This is a genomic window from Pseudarthrobacter sp. L1SW (genome assembly GCF_020809045.1).
GTDB lineage: Bacteria > Actinomycetota > Actinomycetes > Actinomycetales > Micrococcaceae > Arthrobacter.
Window position 1 is genome coordinate 2148740 of sequence record NZ_CP078079.1, and the last position, 19713, is coordinate 2168452.

18 protein-coding genes are annotated in these 19713 nt (G+C 67.0%); 3 read left to right on the forward strand and 15 right to left on the reverse strand.

Annotation, left to right across the window (positions count from 1 at the left end; genetic code table 11):
* Positions 1-141: 141 nt before the first annotated feature.
* From KTR40_RS09830 to KTR40_RS09885, 12 genes are all read right to left on the reverse strand, one after another.
* A complete protein-coding gene (locus KTR40_RS09830) occupies positions 142-660 on the reverse strand; it encodes a tetratricopeptide repeat protein (protein ID WP_228403516.1) in 519 nt (172 codons plus the stop codon).
* On the reverse strand, positions 660-1751 hold the full coding sequence (gene aroB / locus KTR40_RS09835; RefSeq protein ID WP_228403517.1) for a 3-dehydroquinate synthase: 1092 nt from the start codon (positions 1749-1751) through the stop codon (positions 660-662). Before aroB ends, KTR40_RS09830 begins: the two co-directional genes overlap by 1 nt.
* The gene (locus tag KTR40_RS09840) at positions 1748-2314 is read right to left on the reverse strand and encodes a shikimate kinase (protein ID WP_228403518.1); all 567 of its coding nucleotides are present in this window, start codon (positions 2312-2314) and stop codon (positions 1748-1750) included. The genes aroB and KTR40_RS09840 overlap by 4 nt, the downstream gene beginning before the upstream one ends.
* A complete protein-coding gene (gene aroC / locus KTR40_RS09845; RefSeq protein ID WP_228403519.1) occupies positions 2315-3514 on the reverse strand; it encodes a chorismate synthase in 1200 nt (399 codons plus the stop codon).
* A 26-nt stretch (positions 3515-3540) separates the two neighbouring features.
* Complete coding sequence (locus tag KTR40_RS09850; protein ID WP_228403520.1) at positions 3541-4401, reverse strand: shikimate dehydrogenase; 861 nt, start codon at positions 4399-4401, stop codon at positions 3541-3543.
* Complete coding sequence (gene mltG / locus KTR40_RS09855; protein ID WP_228403521.1) at positions 4398-6098, reverse strand: endolytic transglycosylase MltG; 1701 nt, start codon at positions 6096-6098, stop codon at positions 4398-4400. The genes KTR40_RS09850 and mltG overlap by 4 nt, the downstream gene beginning before the upstream one ends.
* The gene (gene ruvX, locus KTR40_RS09860) at positions 6095-6691 is read right to left on the reverse strand and encodes a Holliday junction resolvase RuvX (RefSeq protein ID WP_139029298.1); all 597 of its coding nucleotides are present in this window, start codon (positions 6689-6691) and stop codon (positions 6095-6097) included. Before ruvX ends, mltG begins: the two co-directional genes overlap by 4 nt.
* Positions 6692-6698: 7 nt before the next feature.
* On the reverse strand, positions 6699-9377 hold the full coding sequence (gene alaS / locus KTR40_RS09865) for an alanine--tRNA ligase (protein ID WP_139029300.1): 2679 nt from the start codon (positions 9375-9377) through the stop codon (positions 6699-6701).
* A gap of 168 nt (positions 9378-9545) precedes the next feature.
* The gene (locus KTR40_RS09870) at positions 9546-9788 is read right to left on the reverse strand and encodes a hypothetical protein (protein WP_228403522.1); all 243 of its coding nucleotides are present in this window, start codon (positions 9786-9788) and stop codon (positions 9546-9548) included.
* Positions 9789-9805: 17 nt separating this feature from the next.
* On the reverse strand, positions 9806-10180 hold the full coding sequence (locus KTR40_RS09875; protein ID WP_139029301.1) for a DUF948 domain-containing protein: 375 nt from the start codon (positions 10178-10180) through the stop codon (positions 9806-9808).
* Positions 10181-10326: 146 nt separating this feature from the next.
* On the reverse strand, positions 10327-10953 hold the full coding sequence (rpsD, locus tag KTR40_RS09880) for a 30S ribosomal protein S4 (protein WP_066276228.1): 627 nt from the start codon (positions 10951-10953) through the stop codon (positions 10327-10329).
* Between the two features lie 170 nt (positions 10954-11123).
* On the reverse strand, positions 11124-12539 hold the full coding sequence (locus tag KTR40_RS09885) for a replication-associated recombination protein A (protein WP_139029303.1): 1416 nt from the start codon (positions 12537-12539) through the stop codon (positions 11124-11126).
* A 45-nt stretch (positions 12540-12584) separates the two neighbouring features.
* On the opposite strand from KTR40_RS09885, the gene KTR40_RS09890 reads away from it, so the two are divergent.
* Positions 12585-13280, forward strand: coding sequence for an acVLRF1 family peptidyl-tRNA hydrolase (locus KTR40_RS09890; protein ID WP_370633122.1), 696 nt, complete (start codon positions 12585-12587; stop codon positions 13278-13280).
* Positions 13281-13282: 2 nt separating this feature from the next.
* Here KTR40_RS09890 and KTR40_RS09895 read toward each other — a convergent pair whose 3' ends face one another.
* Entirely contained in the window at positions 13283-14017 is a 735-nt protein-coding gene (locus tag KTR40_RS09895; protein ID WP_228406093.1) for a GNAT family N-acetyltransferase, read from the reverse strand.
* Positions 14018-14140: 123 nt separating this feature from the next.
* Positions 14141-15919 (reverse strand): aspartate--tRNA ligase, encoded by a 1779-nt coding sequence (aspS, locus tag KTR40_RS09900; RefSeq protein ID WP_228403523.1) that lies wholly within the window; start codon positions 15917-15919, stop codon positions 14141-14143.
* Positions 15920-16028: 109 nt separating this feature from the next.
* Here aspS and KTR40_RS09905 point away from each other — a divergent pair, with 109 nt between their 5' ends.
* A complete protein-coding gene (locus KTR40_RS09905) occupies positions 16029-17273 on the forward strand; it encodes an APC family permease (protein WP_228403524.1) in 1245 nt (414 codons plus the stop codon).
* On the opposite strand, the gene hisS is transcribed toward KTR40_RS09905, so the two are convergent.
* Positions 17270-18640, reverse strand: coding sequence for a histidine--tRNA ligase (hisS, locus tag KTR40_RS09910; protein WP_228403525.1), 1371 nt, complete (start codon positions 18638-18640; stop codon positions 17270-17272). The genes KTR40_RS09905 and hisS overlap by 4 nt on opposite strands.
* Before the next feature lie 232 nt (positions 18641-18872).
* Between hisS and KTR40_RS09915 the strand changes: the two genes are divergently transcribed.
* Entirely contained in the window at positions 18873-19691 is an 819-nt protein-coding gene (locus KTR40_RS09915; protein ID WP_228403526.1) for a peptidylprolyl isomerase, read from the forward strand.
* Positions 19692-19713 lie beyond the last annotated feature (22 nt).

Below are 19713 nucleotides of genomic sequence, written 5' to 3' on the forward strand. Positions count from 1 at the left end.
GTTGTATGCCGGGGCAGGCAGGCCTTTCGGCGAGCCATCCCGTGTTTGTCAAAGATCGGGTGCTGAAAAATCCAAAGACCATTCTACCGGTAAACCGGCAGTGCCCCCTGTCGGATGCCCGGCGTCGGGCCTCGCGCGGTGTCAGCAGGCCAGGTCAAGGACATCCCGGGCACGCTGCAGTGCCACGGTGGACGAGTAGATCTGGGCCGCGTCGGCGGACTGCGCCACCCGCAGGTCGAGTGCGCGTGCGAACGATTCAACAGCTGCGGACATCTGGCCGGCACTGTACTGGGTCTTGCCCAGGAACTGCCACACCAGGGCCTCGCGCGGTGTTCCCTGCACTTCGGCCAGCAGCTGGCGGAACAGCTCCACGGCGCGGTCCAGGCGGTTTGAAACCCGCAGCACCTCGGCCTCGAAGGTGCGCAGCCGGAAGGATTCGGGGTCCTTGAACCGGGCTTCGGCGAGCAGTTCGGCGGCTTCGGAGGCGTGTCCTTCCACCAGGAGGACAAAAATGTGGTCAGCAGGATCGGTGGATACCGCCAGCGCCTCGCGGCAGGCGTCCCCGTTCACGATCTCCGGCAGCAGGGATTCCGGGTTGATCCGGACACCCGGGAACCCGGCCTCCGGCCAGTCTGCAGTTCCTTCCATGTCCCCCTGCATCAGGAAGCAATTTCCTGGTAGGCGGCAAACAGCAGCGAGGTGTCCGGAACGTCAAGGATCCCCGGTTTTCCCACACCGTCAAGGACAACAAAGCGCAGCAGGTCGCCGCGGGACTTCTTGTCCCGCCGCATCCCGTCAAGGAGGCCCTGCCACCGGTCCCGGCGGTAGGTGACCGGAAGCCCCAGGCTCTCAAGGATGCTGCGGTGCCTGTCGGCGTCGGCATCGCTGAGGCGCCCCACGCTGCGTGCCAGCTCGGCAGCGAACATCATGCCAACGGAAACAGCGGCGCCGTGGCGCCACGAATAGCGCTCCACCAGTTCGATGGCGTGCCCCAGGGTGTGCCCGTAGTTGAGGATTTCCCGCAGGCCGGATTCCTTGAGGTCCTCGGAGACCACCTTGGCCTTCACGGCGATGGCCCGCTCGATCAGCTCCCGGAGGACGTCCGACTGCGGATCCACCACAGTGGCCGGGTCCTTTTCCACGAGGTCGAGGATGGCGGGATCGGCGATGAACCCGCACTTGATGACTTCCGCCATGCCGGAAACCATTTCATTCCGGGGCAGCGTGTTGAGGGTGTCCAGGTCCGCCAGGACGGCAGCCGGAGGATGGAAGGCCCCCACCAGGTTCTTGCCCTCGGCCGTGTTGATCCCGGTCTTTCCGCCCACCGATGCGTCCACCATGGCGAGCAGGCTGGTGGGCATGTGGATGACCTTGACACCGCGCAGCCACGTGGCCGCGACGAAGCCGGCAACATCCGTGACCGCGCCTCCCCCAACGGCGACGATGGCGTCGGACCGGGTGAAATCGTTCTGCCCCAGGACCTGCCAGCAAAAGGCAGCCACCTGGATGTGTTTGCCCTCCTCGGCGTCCGGGATTTCAGCCGTCAGGGAGGTGAACCCTGCGGCGGCCAGCTCGTCGCGGACAGTATCGCCCGTAAGCCGCAGGGCGCGGGGATGGATGACCAGCACACGCCGCACCCGCTCCCCCAGCAGGCCCGGAAGGTCACCCAGCAGTCCCCGCCCAACGACGACGTCGTAGTTCTCGGCGGCGGAACTGCCCGTGACACTGATGACTGTGGATTCGGTGTTCACTTTTCAACTTCCTGTTTGGCAGCTGCGTAGTCCCGCAGTGCTGCTTCGAGCCGGGCGCCGAGCTCGGAAACCGAGCCGTGGCGCACGTCCAGGGTGATGTCTGCCAGCCGCTCATAAACCGGCCTGCGGGTGGCGAACATGGCCGTCCAGCGGCCCATGGCGTCCCCGGCCAGCAGCGGGCGCCCTGAGTTCCGGGCGATGCGGCCGGCGACTGTTTGTGCGTCACATTCGAGGTAGACCACGGTGCAGCGGCTGATCAGCTGCTGCGTACCGGAGTCCAGCACGGCGCCGCCGCCGAGGGAAATAACGGCGACCGTCCGGTCCGCCGCTTCGATGACGTCGGCTACCGTCCGTGCCTCGATCTCACGGAAGGCGTGTTCACCGCGCCCGGCAAAGATATCCGAAATGGATCCGTGCCCGGCCACGATCACGGCGTCGGTGTCCACGAAAGGCACGCCGAGCTGGTGGGCAAGCTGCTGCCCGATGGCCGACTTGCCGACGGCCATGGGCCCGATCAGGACAATGGGCCGCCCGGCAGGTCCGGTTTTGCTGCTGTGGGGCACTTACTGGCCGATCGAGTCCAGGGACGCCGGAATGTTGTCCAGGTAGCCCTTGATATTGCGCGCGGTCTCCGCCACGGAGTCACCGCCGAACTTTTCGGTGACGGCCTCGGCCAGGACCAGCGCAACCATCGCCTCTGCCACCACACCGGCGGCCGGAACAGCACAGACGTCCGACCGCTGGTGGTGTGCCTTGGCAGGCTCCCCCGTGCTGACGTCGATGGTCTTGAGGGCGCGCGGCACCGTGGCAATGGGCTTCATGGCGGCCCGGACGCGCAGGACGTCTCCGATGCTCATGCCGCCTTCGATTCCGCCGGCACGGTTGCTGGTCCGGACGATGCGGCCGTTTGCATCCCGCACGATTTCGTCGTGGGCGGCCGAACCGCGGCGCGCGGCCGTCAGGAAGCCGTCGCCGACTTCCACGCCCTTGATGGCCTGGATGCCCATCAGGGCGGCGGCAAGGCGGGAATCAAGCCGCCGGTCCCAGTGCACGTAGCTGCCCAGTCCCGGCGGTAGGCCATAGGCGAGGACCTCCACCACACCGCCCAGGGTTTCGCCTTCCTTGTGGGCGGCGTCCACCTCGGCCACCATGGCGTCGGAGGTCTCGCGGTCGAAGCAGCGGAGCGGGTCGGCGTCGAGCGCAATGACGTCCGCCGGTACCGGAAGCGGACGCCCCTCCGGGACCGTGACGCTGGCGATGCTGACTGTGTGGCTGACCAACTCGATGCCCAGGTGCTTCAGGAACTGGGCCGCAACGGTGCCCATGGCTACCCGGGTTGCGGTCTCGCGGGCGCTTGCCCGTTCCAGGACAGGGCGTGCCTCGGCGAAGCCGTACTTCTGCATTCCGGTGAAATCGGCGTGGCCGGGCCGGGGGCGGGTCAACGGGGCGTTGCGCGCCTGGTCCGCCAGCAGCTCCGGGTCCACGGGGTCCGCGGACATGATCTGTTCCCACTTGGGCCACTCCGTGTTGCCCACCTGGATGGCCACCGGGCCACCCTGCGTGAGCCCGTGGCGGACACCGCCGAGGATGGTCACCACGTCCTGCTCAAACTTCATGCGTGCGCCGCGGCCGTAACCCAGGCGGCGGCGGGCCAGTGAATCAGCGATGTGCCCGCTGGTGATCTCCACACCGGCGGGGACGCCCTCAATAATTCCCATCAGGGCCGGACCATGGGATTCACCGGCAGTCAACCAACGCAACATATATTCCATCCTGCCACGTATGGCGGTCACAACGCCCGTCGGGGAAGGCCGACTGCGTCACACATCACATCTATGACAGATGCGTTAACTTCCTTCTCCAGGCGGCTGAACAGGCGCACCTGTTCCACCGCCTGGTACAGGAGCATTTCGAGGCCGGGAACCACGGTTCCGCCGCCCGCCTGCCACACGGAGGCGATGAGGCTGGGCCACGGATCGTACGCAACGTCCAGCAAAACGCCGGGCATGGCCGTCTTCAGGGCGGCCATTTCAGCGGCAATTCCGTCCGCCGCACGCGGCGGGAGGGTGGAAATCACGACGTCGGCGCCCGCGGCGGGGCGGGCAGCGTCGGCAAGGCTTCGGATCACCAGGTCCACGTCCAGGCTCTCAGCTGCCGCGCAGACCTCTGCGGTCCGGGACGTGTCCCGGACGAAGACCTCGGCCCGGGCGGCGCCCAGCTCCTTGAGCGCCGCGACAGCTGATGCCGCAGTCCCGCCCCCGCCAAGCACAACAGCCGACGGCGCAATCCCTGTGCCTGCGTGCCGCAGGGCATTCACGATCCCGGCCACATCCGTGTTGGAGCCGATGGCCCGGGTGCCGTTGCCGTGCTCCTCGAAGGACACGGTATTCACCACGCCCAGGATCCCGGCGACGCCCCGGACCTCGTCAACCTGCCCCAGCATCGCTGTCTTCAGGGGCATCGTGACGGACAGCCCGCGCCAGCCCGGCTGGTCGCGGATCTGCCGCATCAGCCCCGGAAGCAGCTGCTCCGTGACGTCGATTGCCGTGTAGCTGATGCCGATGCCCAGCCTGCCGTAGGCAGCCAGATGCAGTGCGGGCGACTTCGAGTGGCTGATCGGGTGGCCCAGGACGGCTGCCCGAAGGCTCATGTGCAGCGTCCGGCGTTCGCCGCGCACCAGGCGTTGTACTGGTCGACGTAGCCGTTGTGCTCGGCCAGCGTCTTGGAGAACTTGGTCTCCTTGGTGTCCAGGTTGATGGTGACCCAGTACAGGTAGTCATTGGTCTTGGGCCTGGCGGCAGCATCAATGGCCGTCTTTCCCGGGGAACCGATGGGTCCCGGGGGAAGTCCCGGATTCGCGTAGGTGTTGTACGGGTTGGACTTGTCCTGGCGCTGTTCGTCGGTGAAGTTGTAGCTCTTGGTGCCCAGGCCGTAGGTCACTGCCGAGTCCACCTGGAGGAAACCGTTGGTCTGGTCGTTGGGCTTGAGCCGGTTGTAGATGGCTCCCGCCACGTCGCCGTACTCCGCCTGGCCGCCTTCCGCCTGGACGATGCTGGCCACAATGACGGCCTCATACTGCTTGGCCGGGTCCGTGATCCCCTGCGACACAAGCTCGTCGACCGTGATCTTGACCAGGGCCTGGAGGATGTCCTTTGCCGGGGTGCCAAGGGGGAAGCGGTGTTCCCCCGGGGCCAGGTAGCCTTCGAGGTTCTTGGCGTTGGCCGGCAGCCCGAACTGGGCCGGCTGGTTGCTCAGGGCCTGCAGGTCCTGGATGGAAATTCCAGAGCCCTGCGAGATCGCCTGCAGGGACTCGCCCACGCGCAGCCCTGCACTGAGGGCGAAGTAGATGACCTTCGTTTGGTCCTTGCCCAGCAGGACGTTCACGGCGTCGGAATTCTTCATCTCGGACTTGAACGTGTATTCCCCGGGGGAAAGGGTTCCGCCGGACGCGGCGAAGCTCTGCAGGAACGTGTCCGCGTTCGCCACGACGCGTTCGCTTTCCAGCTTGGAAGCCACGGAGCGGGTGCCCTCGCCGTTTTCTACAGTCACCACCACCTCGCCTGTCCCCGGGCCCGGAAAGTCGCCGGGCTTGTCGTTGCCAAGCAGCGGCTTCAGGAACTGCGCGCCGACTGCCACGGCCGTGACGAAGACGGCGAGGGTCAGGAACAGCGCCAGCATCCGACGGCGGCGGCGCACCTTTTTGGACGGCTTGGCCACTACCGCTGCCGCCGAGGAGGCAGGAAGGAATTCGTGATGGTGCGCGGCGTCGTCGTGCCCCTCCGCATAATGGGCGTCACCGTAGTGCTCCTGGTCATAGTGGCCATCGTGGTAGTGCTCTCCGTGGGGTGCTGCAGCATAGTCAGCCCCATCCGCGTAGTGCGGCTCCTCGTAGTGCGTTCCCGCCGCGTTCTGGTGCGTGCCGAGGGCGGACGCCCCCGAGAAAGCCGGCGCGTCGTGGGCGTGAAGCCCATCATGCGGGGCGGCTTCGTCGTGGCCGGCGTCTGCATGGGTCTGCTCCTGCTGCCGCGCGTCTTCCTGGGGAATGTCCTGGATGGACGGCGGGGTGAGGGGTGCGGCAGGAACGGGCTGTTCAACCGGTGTTTCCTGCGGTGCTGTGTCTTCGCGCAATGCTTCGTCCTGGTGCAGGGGGTGCGGCTCATGGGCCACGGGAGGTTCCGCAGGCTGGGGCGGGATGTCGTGGCCGGTCTCGTAGGCCTGCTCGGGAACCGCGTCCTGGCCACCGGTGTTGGAGGTCTTTTCCCGTGCCCGGAGCTCTTTGCGGGTCAGCGGTCTTGCTGCTCCGGCGTCCAGGGGGCTGGAAGCGTCGTCAATGTTGGCAGGGCTCACTGTTGCCTTCCATTATCTGAAGATCGGGCCGTATCGCCGGGGGCGGCGCGCACAGGGTCATCCTGCCCGCTGCCTCCCAGGTCCACGGAAGGGGGCGGCGTCACGCGTGAGCCGACGTCCGCTCCCCTGGCTTTCTGCATGTCGATGGCGTGCTGAAGGATACCTGCCGCCGCGACCTGATCAACTACTTTACGGTGATTCCGGCTGCTCATGCCAGCTTCATGCAGGTTGCGGTGCGCGGTCACGCTGCTCAACCGTTCGTCCACGAGGTTCACCGGCACCGCCAATGCACGGGCTGCAAGCTCGCCGGCCAGCAGCTGGGCGTAGTCCACGGCCATCTTGGCTGACGCCCGTTCCTCACCCTTCAGGGTGCGGGGCAACCCGACAATCACCTGTACGGCGCCCAGCTCCTCGACCAGGTTCGCGATGACCCGCACGTCGGAGTTTTTCTTGGCGTTGCGGTCCAGTGTCTTGTAGGGCGTTGCCAGGATCGAGTCGCGGTCGCAGATGGCAACCCCCACCCGGACAGTGCCGACGTCCACCCCCAGTTTGATGCCCTGGGGGTAGGCGCCGGCAGTTGCAGGACTGGTCATTGGAGGGTTAGCGCCGCGTAATGGCGTCAACGACTGCGGCAAGGGCCTGGCCCACCTTGCCGGCGTCGGTTCCGCCGCCCTGTGCGACGTCGTCCTTGCCGCCGCCGCCGCCGCCGAGGATACCCGCGGCAAGCCGGACCAGCGCACCCGCCTTGACCCCGGCTTCCCTGGCGGCTTCGTTGGTGGCCACCAGGATCATGGGGCGGTCGTTCGCGACGCCGGCAACTGCCACAGTTGCCGCTGCCGAGCCGAGGCGGTTGCGCAGGTCCAGGGCAAGGCCGCGAAGATCGTCAGCACCGCTGACCTGGCCGGCGTCGTGCGCGATGACGCTCACGCCGGCGGCGTCCTTGGCGCTGCCCGCCAGCTGGGCGGCCGAGGCCGCCAGCTGCTCCTTGCGGAGGCGGTCCAGCTCCTTCTCGGTGGCCTTGAGCTTGGCGAGGGTGGCGGAAATCCGGTCGGCCAGCTGGCCGGAGGGCACTTTGAGGAGCTCGGTCAGCTCTGTGACCAGGGCGCGTTCGGCTGCAAGGTGGCGGAACGCATCCATGCCGACGAACGCCTCCACGCGGCGGTTTCCGGATCCCACGGACTGCTCGCCCAGCAGGGAAAGGCTGCCGATCAGGGAGGTGTTGGGCACGTGGGTGCCGCCGCACAGCTCGCGGGACCACGCGCCGTCGATCTCCACGACCCGGACTTCGCTGCCATAGTTCTCGCCGAAGAGGGCCATGGCGCCGAGTGCCTTGGCCTCCGCCAGGCCCATGACCTTGGTCTCCACGCGGAAGTTGTTGCGGATGGCCAGGTTGGAGACCTCCTCGATCTCGGACCGGGTGGCCGTGCTCAGCCCTTCGCCCCAGGCGAAGTCGAAGCGCAGGTAGCCGGCCTTGTTGAAGGAACCGCGCTGGGTGGCTTCGGGGCCGAGGATCTGGTGGAGTGCGGCGTGCACGATGTGCGTGCCGGTGTGCGCCTGCTCGGCGGCGTGCCGGCGTTCACGGTCGACGGCGGCGCGGACCAGCGAGTCCGACCCGATTTCGCCTTCGCGGACGATCGCCTTGTGCACGCTCAGGCCCTTCAGGGGCCGCTGGACGTCAAGGACCTCGACGACGAAGCCGTCACCGGTGATGAGGCCGGTGTCTGCGGCCTGGCCGCCTGCTTCGGCGTAGAACGGGGTTTCGGAAAGAACCAGTTCGATTTCTTCGCCGGTGGAGGCCTGCTGGACCGGGCGGCCGCCCGTGAGGATGCCGCGGACGCGGGACTCGCCGTCGAGCTCGGTGTAGCCGGTGAAGACGGTCTCGCCCTGGGCCAGGATGTCCTGGAACGCGCTGAGGTCGGCGTGGCCGCCCTTCTTGCCCTTGGCATCCGCCTGGGCGCGCTGGCGCTGTTCCTGCATGAGGCTGCGGAAGGCTGCCTCATCCACCTTGAGCCCGGCTTCTTCAGCCATTTCCAGGGTCAGGTCGATGGGGAACCCGTAGGTGTCGTGCAAGGTAAAGGCATCCTCGCCGGACAGCGGCCTGTTGGCGGCCTTGGACACCTTGACGGCGTCCTCGAGCCGGGCGGTGCCGGACGCGATGGTGCGCAGGAAGGCCTTCTCCTCCGCGTAGGCAATGCGGCTGATCCGGGCAAAGTCGGTCTCGACGACCGGGTAGACGCCCTTCATGGCGTCGCGCGAGGCCGGAAGGAGCTCGGGCAGGCAGGCCTGTTCGACGCCGAGCAGGCGCATGGAGCGGACGGCACGGCGGATAAGCCGGCGCAGGACGTAGCCGCGCCCCTCGTTGGAGGGGGTCACGCCGTCGGAAATGAGCATCAGCGCCGAGCGGATGTGGTCGGCCACCACGCGCATGCGCACGTCATCGGTGTGGTGCGGGTCGTCGTCGGACTCCGCGGACGTGTACTCCCTGCCGGAAAGTTCGGCGGCCTTGTCGATGACGGGGCGGACCTGGTCGGTCTCGTACATGTTCTCGACGCCCTGCAGGATCATGGCCAGGCGCTCCATGCCGAGGCCGGTGTCGATGTTGCGCTTCGGCAGCTCGCCCAGGACATCAAAGTCTTCCTTTGAGCGGACGTTGTCGATCTGGTACTGCATGAACACGAGGTTCCAGATCTCGATGTAGCGGGTTTCGTCCGCCAGCGGACCGCCCTCGACGCCGTAGGCGGGGCCGCGGTCGTAGTAGATTTCGGAGCAGGGACCCGCCGGGCCGGGCTGCCCGGTGTGCCAGTAGTTGTCCGCCTTGCCCATCTTCTGGATGCGCCCGGCAGGGACTCCGGTGTTCTTGAGCCACAGTTCCTTGGCTTCGTCGTCCTCTTCGTAGACGGTCACCCAGAGACGTTCCGGGTCAAGCCCGTAGCCGCCGTCGTCAACGCCCTTGGTCAGCAGTTCCCAGGCGAACTTGATGGCGTCTTCCTTGAAGTAGTCGCCGAAGGAGAAGTTGCCGCACATCTGGAAGAAAGTCCCGTGGCGCGCGGTCTTGCCCACTTCTTCGATGTCGCCGGTGCGGATGCATTTCTGCACGCTGACGGCACGGGAGTAGGGTGCTTCCTCCCTGGCCGTCAGGTAGGGAATGAACGGCACCATGCCGGCAACCGTGAACAGCAGGGAGGGGTCGCTGGAAACCAACGATGCGGAGGGAACCGCGGTGTGGCCCTTGCTGACAAAAAAGTCCACCCAGCGCTTTGTGATCTCCTGCGACTTCATGAGCTGTTACGTACCCTTCTTGCTCCGCGCACTGTCCGGCGCGGAGGTTCTTTCGCGTGGCGGTCTCCGTAGGTATACGGTTCCCGCCGGTGTAGTTATAACGTGTGGTGCCGCCGCATCGTGCGGCTGCAGGTGCAGGCGGGCATGGCACCGGCCTGCGGAATGTGGTCAGCGGCGGACCAGGTCTTCCGATTCGACGCCGAGGGCGGCCCGGAGATCGGTCTCCCGCTCACGCATCCCGGCGCGCACGGCGTCGGCAAAGTCGTAGACGCCGTCCGCGAGCCGGTTCACCGCGCGGTTGAGGCCCTCCGGGCCAAGCGTGGACTGCATGCTGGCCTGTGCTTCGGTCACCTTGCGGAAAGCGATCACTCCGATCGCAACGCCGATTCCCATCCAGACAAGTCGTTTCATTTTAGGTTCTCCGGAGTTCAGCGGCTGCGGCGGCCGGCAGCGGGTTTCTTGCGGTTGGCCAACGCCGTGCGGACACCGTAGCTGAAGGCCGCCACCTTGATGAGCGGCGAGCCAACAGTGGCGGCCACAAGTGAGGACAGCGCCGACAGGTTGGCCGAGGCGTCGGAAACGTTGGACGAGATGCCGTCCACTTTCTTCAGCTGCTGGTTGGTGGTGGAGACGGTTGCCGTGACTTCGTCCATCAGGGGCGTGGCGCCGTCGCTCAGGGACCGAATGGAGGTACGCACCTCGTCCAGGACCCGGCCCAGCTTAAGGATGGGCACGGCCAGCAGCAGCACCAGGAGTGCGAACACCCCGGCAGCGATCAGGCCGGCAATATCGCCACCAGACATAGACGTTTCAACTCCTCGAAATTCTGTGGTTCGTGTCATCGGCGGATGCGTCAGGAAACGCATTTCCGCAGATGTCCCCCAAGTACCTTACATACAAAGAAGCCCGCGGCGCTTGCCACGGGCTTCTTTGGATACGCTGCTGGAATTTAGCGTGCGTAGAATTCGACGACGAGCTGCTCTTCGCAGGTCACGGGGACCTCGGAGCGCTTGGGGCGGCGGACCAGGCGTGCCTGCAGGGCCTCCAGCTTGACGTCCAGGTAGGCCGGAACGGCGGGCAGGACGTCGCGGTGGGCACCGGCTGCTGCAACCTGGAGCGGGACCATGGTCTCGCTGCGGCTGTGGACGTGGACCAGCTGGCCCTCGCCAACGCGGAACGACGGACGGTCAACGCGGACGCCGTCAACCATGATGTGGCGGTGCACAACCAGCTGGCGTGCCTGGGCAATGGTGCGGGCGAAGCCGGCACGGAGGACCAGGGCGTCGAGGCGCATTTCGAGCAGTTCGATGAGGTTTTCACCGGTCAGGCCCTTGGTGCGGCGGGCCTCTTCGAAGGCACGGGTCATCTGTGCTTCGCGGATGCCGTACTGGGCGCGCAGGCGCTGCTTTTCGCGCAGGCGTACGGCGTAGTCGGAGTCCTGCTTCTTGCGGGCACGGCCATGCTCACCGGGGCCGTACGGGCGGCGCTCCATGTACTTGGCGGCCTTGGGGGTCAGAGCGATGCCGAGGGACCGCGAGAGGCGGGCCTGACGGCGAGCACGAGTGTTGTTAGCCACTTGTGTCCTTCCAATATCTGCGGTGTGTCAGTGTTACTGGCCTCCAGAAGGGAGAGCATCGGCCAACCGCTGCCTTTTGCTACTGGGCACAGGGCATAACCTTCTCAACATAACACTGGGGAGATTGTGCGCCGGGCCTTGCCAGACAAACATCTATCCTACCACGGCGGCTACTTGCCCCGGACGATCTTCCGCAGCCGCTCCAGCCGCACCGCGATGTCACGTTCCGCGCCGTTGGCCGTGGGCTGGTAGTAGTCCCTCCCCACGAGGTCGTCCGGCGGGTACTGCTGGGTGGCCACACCATGCGGGGCATCGTGGGCGTACTTGTACCCCAGCCCGTGGCCCAGCTGCTTGGAACCCGGATAGTGCGAGTCCCGAAGGTGCGCGGGAATTCCGTTCCCCAGGCCTGCCCGGACGTCGGCGATGGCCCTGTTGATACCCATGTAGGCGGCGTTGGACTTTGGCGCGGTGGCCAGGTGCACCACCGCCTCGGCGAGGATGATGCGGCCCTCCGGCATCCCGATCAGCTGCACGGCCTGGGCTGCTGCCACTGCCGTCTGCAGCGCGGTGGGATCGGCCATCCCCACATCCTCCGCCGCCGAGATCACGATCCTTCGCGCCACGAAGCGCGGGTCCTCCCCAGCTTCCAGCATCCGCGCCAGGTAGTGGAGGGCGGCGTCCACATCGGAGCCCCGGATGGATTTGATGAAGGCGCTGGCAACGTCATAGTGCTGGTCACCCGCCCGGTCGTAGCGGACGGCGGCAACGTCGAGGGCGCGCTCAGTGTGCTTCAGCATCACTTCCACGGGGCCTTCGGCGGCGTCGTCCGCGTCACCGAAAGCCACACCGGCCGCCGCTTCCAGGGCAGTCAGGGCCCGCCGGGCATCACCTCCGGAGAGCCGCACAAGGTGTGCCAACGCCTCGTCGTCGAGCTCAACCTTGCCGCCCAGCCCGCGCGTGTCCGCCACCGCCCTCTTCAGCAGCCCCTCGATATCCGAGTCGGTCAGTGGCTTGAGGGTCAGCAGCAGTGAACGGGACAAGAGCGGCGAGACCACGGAAAACGAGGGGTTCTCCGTGGTGGCCGCCACCAGCACCACCCACCGGTTCTCGACGCCGGGCAGCAGGGCGTCCTGCTGGGCTTTGTTGAAGCGGTGGATCTCGTCAAGGAACAGGACGGTAGTGGTTTTGTACAGGTCCCTCGCGGTGAGGGCGTCGTCCATTACCCGCCGGACGTCCTTGACGCCGGCAGTGATGGCGGACAGCTCCACGAACTTCCGGCCGGGTCCCCTGGCAATCACGTGCGCCAGGGTGGTCTTGCCGGTTCCGGGAGGGCCCCACAGGATCAGCGAACTGGGCCCCGCCGGTCCGGCGGCATCCGCGCCTGCCGCGAGTTGCCGCAGCGGCGAACCCTGCCCCAGGAGGTGCTGCTGGCCCACCACTTCATCGAGGGTGCGGGGCCGCATCCGCACGGCCAGGGGGCTCCGCGGCTGGGCGCTTCCGCCTTGCTTGGTGCTGGCGGAGGCGACGGGACCGGCCTCGTCGCCGTCGTCGTCGTTGCCGGGACCATGCCCGAAGAGATCTTCCACATAGATAGGCTACTTCCAGTTCACCTCCCGGTTCCGCCGGGAGCCATGCCAGCCAGCGAAGGGTCGCCGCATATGTCCGTGCATGCCACTGGCGCAGCCAGGCCGCCGTCCGTGCGGACCGCTTTTGTATCCGGCGCCCGGCTGGCCGGATGGGCAGGGCGGTTTGGTGCGGCGCACGGCGGGTACTGGCTGGAGGATGGCGACGACGGACTGCGGCTGATTGCCGCAGACGGCGCCGAAGCGTTGCTGCAGCCGCCGTGGCCGGTTGACGGCCGGCCCGGCCGTGGGACGGATGCCCTTGAGCGGCTCGCCTCCCTCGCATCACAGCCGCGCAGGCTTGGCCTCCTGCTGGTCCGCCGTGGAGGATACGGCGTGGCCGTGGTGGGTGAGGGCGCGGTCCTGGCCTCCAAGGTGGGCTCCACCTATGTGCAGTCCCGGTCCGCAGCGGGCGGCCAGTCGCAGCAGCGGTTCGCACGCCGGCGGGGCAACCAGGCGGATGCTCTCGTTGGTGTTGTGGCAGAGCATGCCGGCCGGGTGTTCAGCAGCGCGTCCTTTGAATACGTGGTTCCCGGGGGCGACAGGGTCCTGTCCGGCCTTGTCCTTGAGCATCCGTCCCTGAGGGGCTATGCCGCCTTGCCCCGGCTCGCGTACCTCGATGTCCCGGATCCGAAGGCCGCTGTGCTGAAGAAGGCGGCAGCGGACGCGTGCGCGGTCCGGATCCAGGTAACAGACCCTTCCTGAGTTCAGCAGCCGCTAAGTGCGCGCCGTGGCCGCTGCTGGCGATAGATGTACCGGCCCGACTCCGTAAATCCTGCCTGGCTGTACAACTGCCGGGCAGCATGGTTCGCGGCTGTGACCAGCAGCCAGGAACTGTCCACTCCGCGCGCGCCTCCTTCGGCGAGAAGCGCCTGGAGCACCGTCGCCGCATAGCCGCGTCGGCGTGCCGATGGGGACGTGGCCATGCAGTAGATTCCTCCGGTTCCATGCACCATAGCGAGGCGGCCGACGGCGGCGGGGACGCCGTCGTCGTCCCTCGCAAGGGCATACAGCGAAGGGCACCCGGCCAGGATGCCGCGCGCCGTTTCCCGCTCCGCCTCTCCGCCGCGGCCGTCCACGCTCCACCAGAGATCCAGCCATTCCGCGTCCGGCCCGTCGAGAACCTCCACGCCCGCACCCGCGGCGCCCCTGAAGCCGTTCCCCGAAGGCCGGGACATGATCAGCGTCTCGGACTGCCGGGTGAAGCCCTGCGCGTCCAGGACCTGGTTCAGCCCGGTATTGGCGGGGGAATCCGTCACCTGGAAGATGAGCGGCAAACGCCGCTCCCGGTACCACTGCATCGCCTCGCGCAATGCGTCCACAGGATCCTCCGCGGCGTCCCGGGGCCACACCGAATTTGCCCGCTGGGTAACCCCGGCAGCGGCACGGAGCACCCACTCCCCCGTGTCCCGGCGCTCAAGGGCAGGCCAGGCAGCATCCATGAGCACGTCGTAGGCGGGGGCCTGCCGGCCCGGGAAGATGAGGACCACTAGGGGCTTCCTGTCTGCGGATAAGCCTGGAGGCCCTCCCTGCGGGAGAGCCTCCGGGCCAAACGGGGTAACGCCCTACTTGCCTTCTGCAGGCTTGGCTTCCGGTTTGAAGTCCACGCCGGCTTCCTTGCGCTGCTGGGGCGTGATCGGCGCGGGGGCCGCGGTCAGCGGGTCATAGCCGTTGCCGGTCTTGGGGAAGGCGATGACGTCGCGGATGGACTCAACCCCTGCAAGCAGTGCCACCACGCGGTCCCAGCCAAAGGCGATGCCGCCGTGCGGAGGGGCACCGTATTTGAAGCCCTCCAGCAGGAAACCGAACTTGGTCTGGGCATCTTCCCGGTCGAGGCCCATCAGTTCGAACACCCGCTCCTGGACATCGCGCTCGTGGATACGGATGGAACCGCCGCCGATTTCGTTGCCGTTGCAGACGATGTCATAGGCGTAGGACAGCGCTGATTCCGGGTCCTTGTCAAAGGTCTCCAGGAACTCCGGCTTGGGCGAGGTGAAGGCGTGGTGCACGGCGGTCCACTTGCCGGCCCCCACGGCCACGTCACCAGAAGCGACGGCCGCGGCGGCAGGCTCGAACATGGGCGCGTCAACCACCCAGCAGAAGGCCCAGGCGCTGGGGTCGATCAGGCCGGTGCGGTGGCCGATTTCCACCCGGGCAGCACCGAGCAGTGCCCGTGCCGCAGGCTTCTCCCCGGCTGCGAAGAAGATGCAGTCACCGGGCTTGGCGCCAACGGCATCCGCCAGGCCTGCGCGCTCCGTGTCGGTCAGGTTCTTGGCCACCGGTCCGGCGAGCTCGCCGTCTTCCTTGAACAGGACGTAGGCAAGGCCCTTGTGGCCGCGCTGCTTGGCGAATTCCTGCCAGCCGTCCAAGGTGCGGCGCGGCTGGGAAGCACCGCCCGGCATCACCACGGCGCCGACGTAAGGCGCCTTGAACACGCCAAAGTTGGTGTCCTTGAAGAACCCGGTCAGTTCCGTGAGCTCCACGCCAAAGCGAAGGTCCGGCTTGTCCGAGCCATACCGGGCCATGGCGTCCGCGTAGGTGATCCGCTGGATCGGCGTGGGGATCTCGACGTCGATCAGCTTCCACAGTGCTTTGACGATGTTTTCGCCGAGGGCAATGATGTCGTCCTGGTCCACGAAACTGGCTTCGATGTCCAGCTGGGTGAACTCCGGCTGCCGGTCGGCGCGGAAGTCCTCATCACGGTAGCAGCGGGCAATCTGGTAATACTTCTCAAAGCCGCCCACCTGCAGCAACTGCTTGAACAACTGCGGGGACTGCGGAAGGGCGTACCAGGACCCCGGGGCCAGGCGGGCCGGGACCACGAAGTCGCGGGCGCCTTCAGGCGTTGACCGGGTCAGCGTGGGGGTCTCAACCTCCACGAAGCCGTCCTTGTGCAGCAGTTCGCGCGCCACACGGTTGGCTTCGGAACGCAGCCGGAGGTTGCGGGCGGGGCCAGGCCTGCGCAGGTCCAGGTAGCGGTGCTTCAGGCGTGCTTCCTCGCCCACTTCAACATGCTCGTCGATCTGGAACGGCAGCGGCTCGGAGGTGTTGAGGATGACCACCTTGTCCGCCATGACCTCGATCTCGCCGGTGGCCAGGGCCGGGTTCTCGTTGCCCTCGGGCCGCTTGGAGACGGCGCCGGTGACCTGCAGGACGTACTCGTTGCGCAGGCCGTGGAAGACTTCTTCCTCGCGGACCACAACCTGGGCCACGCCGGAAGCATCGCGCAGGTCCACGAAGGCCACACCACCGTGATCACGACGGCGGCCCACCCAGCCAGCCAGGGTTACGGTTTGTCCAATGTGCTCGGAACGAAGGGATCCGAGGTCATGTGTGCGCAGCACAGCACGCCTTTCTGCGGGGTAACAGCGGGAAGTCGATCGGGAAGTTCAATAGGATCGTTGCGGGAACGATTCCGTTCGAGTTTACCCGCTGCCAAGGGACTGTCACCGCATGAGCGCACACCAGCAACTTCAACGCAGGCTCAGCACGTTGGACGCCACCGCCATAGGGCTCGGCTCCATGCTGGGCGCCGGGGTGTTCGTGGTCTTCGCTCCGGCCGCGGCGCTGGCCGGCCAACTGCTGGCCTTGTCGGTGGTCATCGCCGGGGCCGTGGCCTACTGCAACGCGGTGGCATCCGCGGCCCTGGCCGCGAAGTACCCCACCAGTGGGGGGACGTACGTCTACGGGCGCGAACAGCTCGGTGAGTGGCCGGGGTTCCTGGCCGGCTGGGGTTTTGTTACGGGCAAGACTGCGTCCTGCGCCGCCATGGCGCTGACGTTCGGAAGCTACGCCTGGCCGCAGTACGCCGTGCCGGTGGCCGTGGCTGCGGTTGTTGCCCTGACTGGCGTGAACCTGCTGGGCATCACACGGACGGCGCTGCTCACAAAAATCCTGCTCTGCGTGGTCCTGGCCACCCTCAGCTTCGTGGCTGTTGCCGCTGCGGTGGGGCCACACCCGGCTCCGGGACCGGCCGGACCCGCGGGCATGGCTTCCCCGGGAGGAGTGCTGCCGGCAGCTGGGCTCATGTTCTTCGCCTTTGCCGGCTACGCCCGGATTGCCACCCTCGGCGAGGAGGTCAAGGATCCCGTCCGCGCCATCCCGCGTGCCATCCTTGCCGCCCTCGCGGGTGCCTTTGCCATTTACCTCGTCCTGGCGCTGCTCCTGCTGAACCACCTTCCCGGCGGGCAGCTCGCTTCAACCAGGACGCCGCTGCTCGACGCCGTGCTGCAGTCCGGCCTGGCAGCGGGGGCCCCGGCCGTCCAGGCCGGAGCCGCGGCCGCGTGCCTGGGCGCGCTCCTGGCACTCATCACCGGCGTCGGCCGCACCACCCTGGCCATGGCCAGGGAGCGCGACCTGCCCGGGTTCCTTGCGCGGGTGGGCGGAAGGCACACCGTGCCGTACGCCGCGGAACTCGCAGTTGCCGCCGTCGTGATCCTGCTGCTTGTCACCACGGACGTTATGACGGTGGTGGGCTTCTCCAGCTTCGGCGTACTGATCTACTACGCAGTGGCCAACGCGGCGGCGTACACGTTGCCCGTGCACCCGGGATATGCGCCGAAGTGGCTGAACGCCGCCGGTTTCCTGGCCTGCCTGCTGCTTGCCTTCACCTTGCCGCCGGCCCCGGTTCTCACCATGGCCGGGGTACTGGCAGCCGGCGTGGCGGGGCGGTGGCTGGTGCTCCGGCTGCGGCGCTAAAGAGCTGCGGCAGGCTCCGTCACCGTCGACACCTGGACGGCCAGGTCTTCCGACGGCGGCATCCAGGTTTCCGGGGCGGCCACCACCTGTTCACCGGTGCGGATGTCCTTGACCTGGTGCGTTCCGTCGTCGTCCGTGAACCACACAAAGGGAATGCCGCGCCGGTCGGCGAACTTGATCTGCTTGCCGAACTTCTCCGCTTTGGCTGCCACTTCAGTAGGGATGCCCCGGCTGCGCAGCTGGGCGGCCACGTCCTGGGCGGCATCCCAGCTTTCATCATGCGTGAGGGCCACCAGCACCGCGGTGGGAACCGAACGCGACGCCCTTGCCAGGTCCTGGCTCAGAATGCGGGACACCAGGCGGGTGACTCCGATCGAAAGCCCCACGCCCGGGAACTTCCGGTTCCCCTTCGAGGCCAGGGCGTCATACCGGCCGCCGGAGCAAATCGAGCCGAGCTGTTCATGTCCCACCAGGACGGTTTCCACAACGGTTCCCGTGTAGTAGTCCAGGCCGCGGGCGATGCTCAGATCCGCCACCACCTTGCCGGGGGCACGCTGCACTGCAGCCTCGATCACCTGCTCGAGTTCACTCAGGCCTTCGTCGAGGAGTTCATCGCTGACGCCCAGCGCCTGGACCTGTGCCACAAACGAGGTGTCCTCGGTGCGGATTCCAGCCAACTGCAGGGCCTTCCGGGCCTGCTCGTCGGTGGCACCCAGTTCAGTCTTCAGCAGTTCAGCCACCTTCGCGGCGCCGATCTTTTCGAGTTTGTCGATGCTCCGCAGCACCCCTGCGGTGTCATCCAGGCCGATTCCGCGGTAGAAGCCCTCGGCGAGCTTCCTGTTGTTGATGCGCAGGCGGAAGTCAGGGATGGGGAGGGCGCTGAGGGCCTCAGCGATCACCAGGGCGATCTCGACGTCGTAACGGAACGGCAGGTCGCCGTCGCCCACCACGTCAATGTCCGCCTGGGTGAACTCGCGGGCGCGGCCTTCCTGTGGGCGCTCGCCGCGCCATACCTTCTGGATCTGGTACCGCCGGAAGGGAAAGGCAAGGTAGCCGGCGTTTTCGACGACGTAGCGGGCAAAAGGAACAGTGAGGTCGAAATGCAGGGCAAGGGCATGCGGATCGGCCTTGCCCTCTTTAACGGGGTTGGCGCTTTCATCGTCCTGCAGCCGGCTGAGCCCGTAGACTTCCTTGTCGATTTCACCCTTGCGCAGCAGCTGGCCCACCGTCTCCACAGCGCGGGTCTCAATGGAGGAGAACCCGTGCAGTTCAAAAACGCGGCGGAGCGTATCCAGCACATGGAGCTCCACCAGCCGCTCCTCGGGAAGCCACTCGGGGAATCCGGACAGGGAGGCGGTGCGTGCCATGGTGGAGTTTCTCCTCTTGGTGAACGGCTGCCGGGACCTGCGTGGCAATCGGCCCGAAACGGGCTTGCGACGACAGCAGTCCAGCCAGTCATGCATAAACTATGTGCGGCAGTCAGTTTATGCGTCATCCGCCGCCATCTCTAATGCAGCGGAGCGGCAGGGCTCGGCCGCCAAACAACTGCTGACCGGGCCCCAAGCCGGGCCTGCAGCAGCCCGACAATAAGGAGGACCCTTGGCGGCCAATTCACGCAGTGCCCGCGAAACCAAACGGCGCATTCAGCAGATGGAAGCCAAGCGTGCCCTGCGGCGGGACCAGGAGGGCCGGCGCAAGCGTGACAACCTGGTCGCCGCCGGTGCCGGAGCGACCGCAGTGGTCCTCGCCGTCGTGCTCCAACTCACTGTCTTTGCCGGCAACCCGACCGAGGAGGAATTCGCCGCGGCGCAAGCGGACCTGGCCAGCCCGCCGGCCACCGCCAGCCCCTCGGCGACGCCGTCTGCGCAGGCAACGAATGGTCCCCACATTCCTGCGGCCGGCACCGCCGCAGGCAAGACGTTCACCGGCGAACTCGTGCTTAACGGCAGCCCGCTGGGTGTGGAACTGGACGGAACCAGCGCGCCGCAGGCCGCCGCCGTCTTCAAGTCCCTCAGCGACGAGGGCTACTACAACGGAAAGAACTGCCACCGGCTGACCACCGGCGAGGCCTTCGGCGTCCTCCAGTGCGGCTCGCCCACCGGCGACGGGCAGGGCGACCCGAATTACACGTGGGGGCCGCTCGAGAACACGCCGGCGGACAACACCTATCCGGCAGGAACCATCGCCGTCGCCCGGACGGGCAACAACGCCTATGGAAACGGCACCCAGTTCTTCATCGTCTACAAGGACACCGTGATTCCGGCCGACAGCGCAGGGGGCTACACGGTCGTGGGGAAGGTGACATCCGGGCTGGATGTAGTGTCCAGCGTGGCTGCTGCCGGGATCACCCCAGGCAGCAGCGTCACAGACGGCGCGCCCGTTGAACCAGTCACGATAGACTCGTTTTCTCTGAAGTAGGAAGCCCGGCCGGAGCGGCCGC

Excerpts from the sequence above, each read along its gene's own strand:
- hisS (WP_228403525.1), bottom strand. The coding sequence starts at position 18,640 with ATGGCACGCACCGCCTCCCTGTCCGGATTCCCCGAGTGGCTTCCCGAG.
- alaS (WP_139029300.1), bottom strand. The coding sequence starts at position 9,377 with ATGAAGTCGCAGGAGATCACAAAGCGCTGGGTGGACTTTTTTGTCAGC.
- KTR40_RS09905 (WP_228403524.1), top strand. The coding sequence starts at position 16,029 with ATGAGCGCACACCAGCAACTTCAACGCAGGCTCAGCACGTTGGACGCC.
- aroC (WP_228403519.1), bottom strand. The coding sequence starts at position 3,514 with ATGTTGCGTTGGTTGACTGCCGGTGAATCCCATGGTCCGGCCCTGATG.
- ruvX (WP_139029298.1), bottom strand. The coding sequence starts at position 6,691 with ATGACCAGTCCTGCAACTGCCGGCGCCTACCCCCAGGGCATCAAACTG.
- KTR40_RS09830 (WP_228403516.1), bottom strand. The coding sequence starts at position 660 with ATGCAGGGGGACATGGAAGGAACTGCAGACTGGCCGGAGGCCGGGTTC.
- KTR40_RS09870 (WP_228403522.1), bottom strand. The coding sequence starts at position 9,788 with ATGAAACGACTTGTCTGGATGGGAATCGGCGTTGCGATCGGAGTGATC.
- KTR40_RS09895 (WP_228406093.1), bottom strand. The coding sequence starts at position 14,017 with ATGGATGCTGCCTGGCCTGCCCTTGAGCGCCGGGACACGGGGGAGTGG.
- KTR40_RS09850 (WP_228403520.1), bottom strand. The coding sequence starts at position 4,401 with ATGAGCCTTCGGGCAGCCGTCCTGGGCCACCCGATCAGCCACTCGAAG.
- KTR40_RS09875 (WP_139029301.1), bottom strand. The coding sequence starts at position 10,180 with ATGTCTGGTGGCGATATTGCCGGCCTGATCGCTGCCGGGGTGTTCGCA.
- KTR40_RS09890 (WP_370633122.1), top strand. The coding sequence starts at position 12,585 with ATGCCAGCCAGCGAAGGGTCGCCGCATATGTCCGTGCATGCCACTGGC.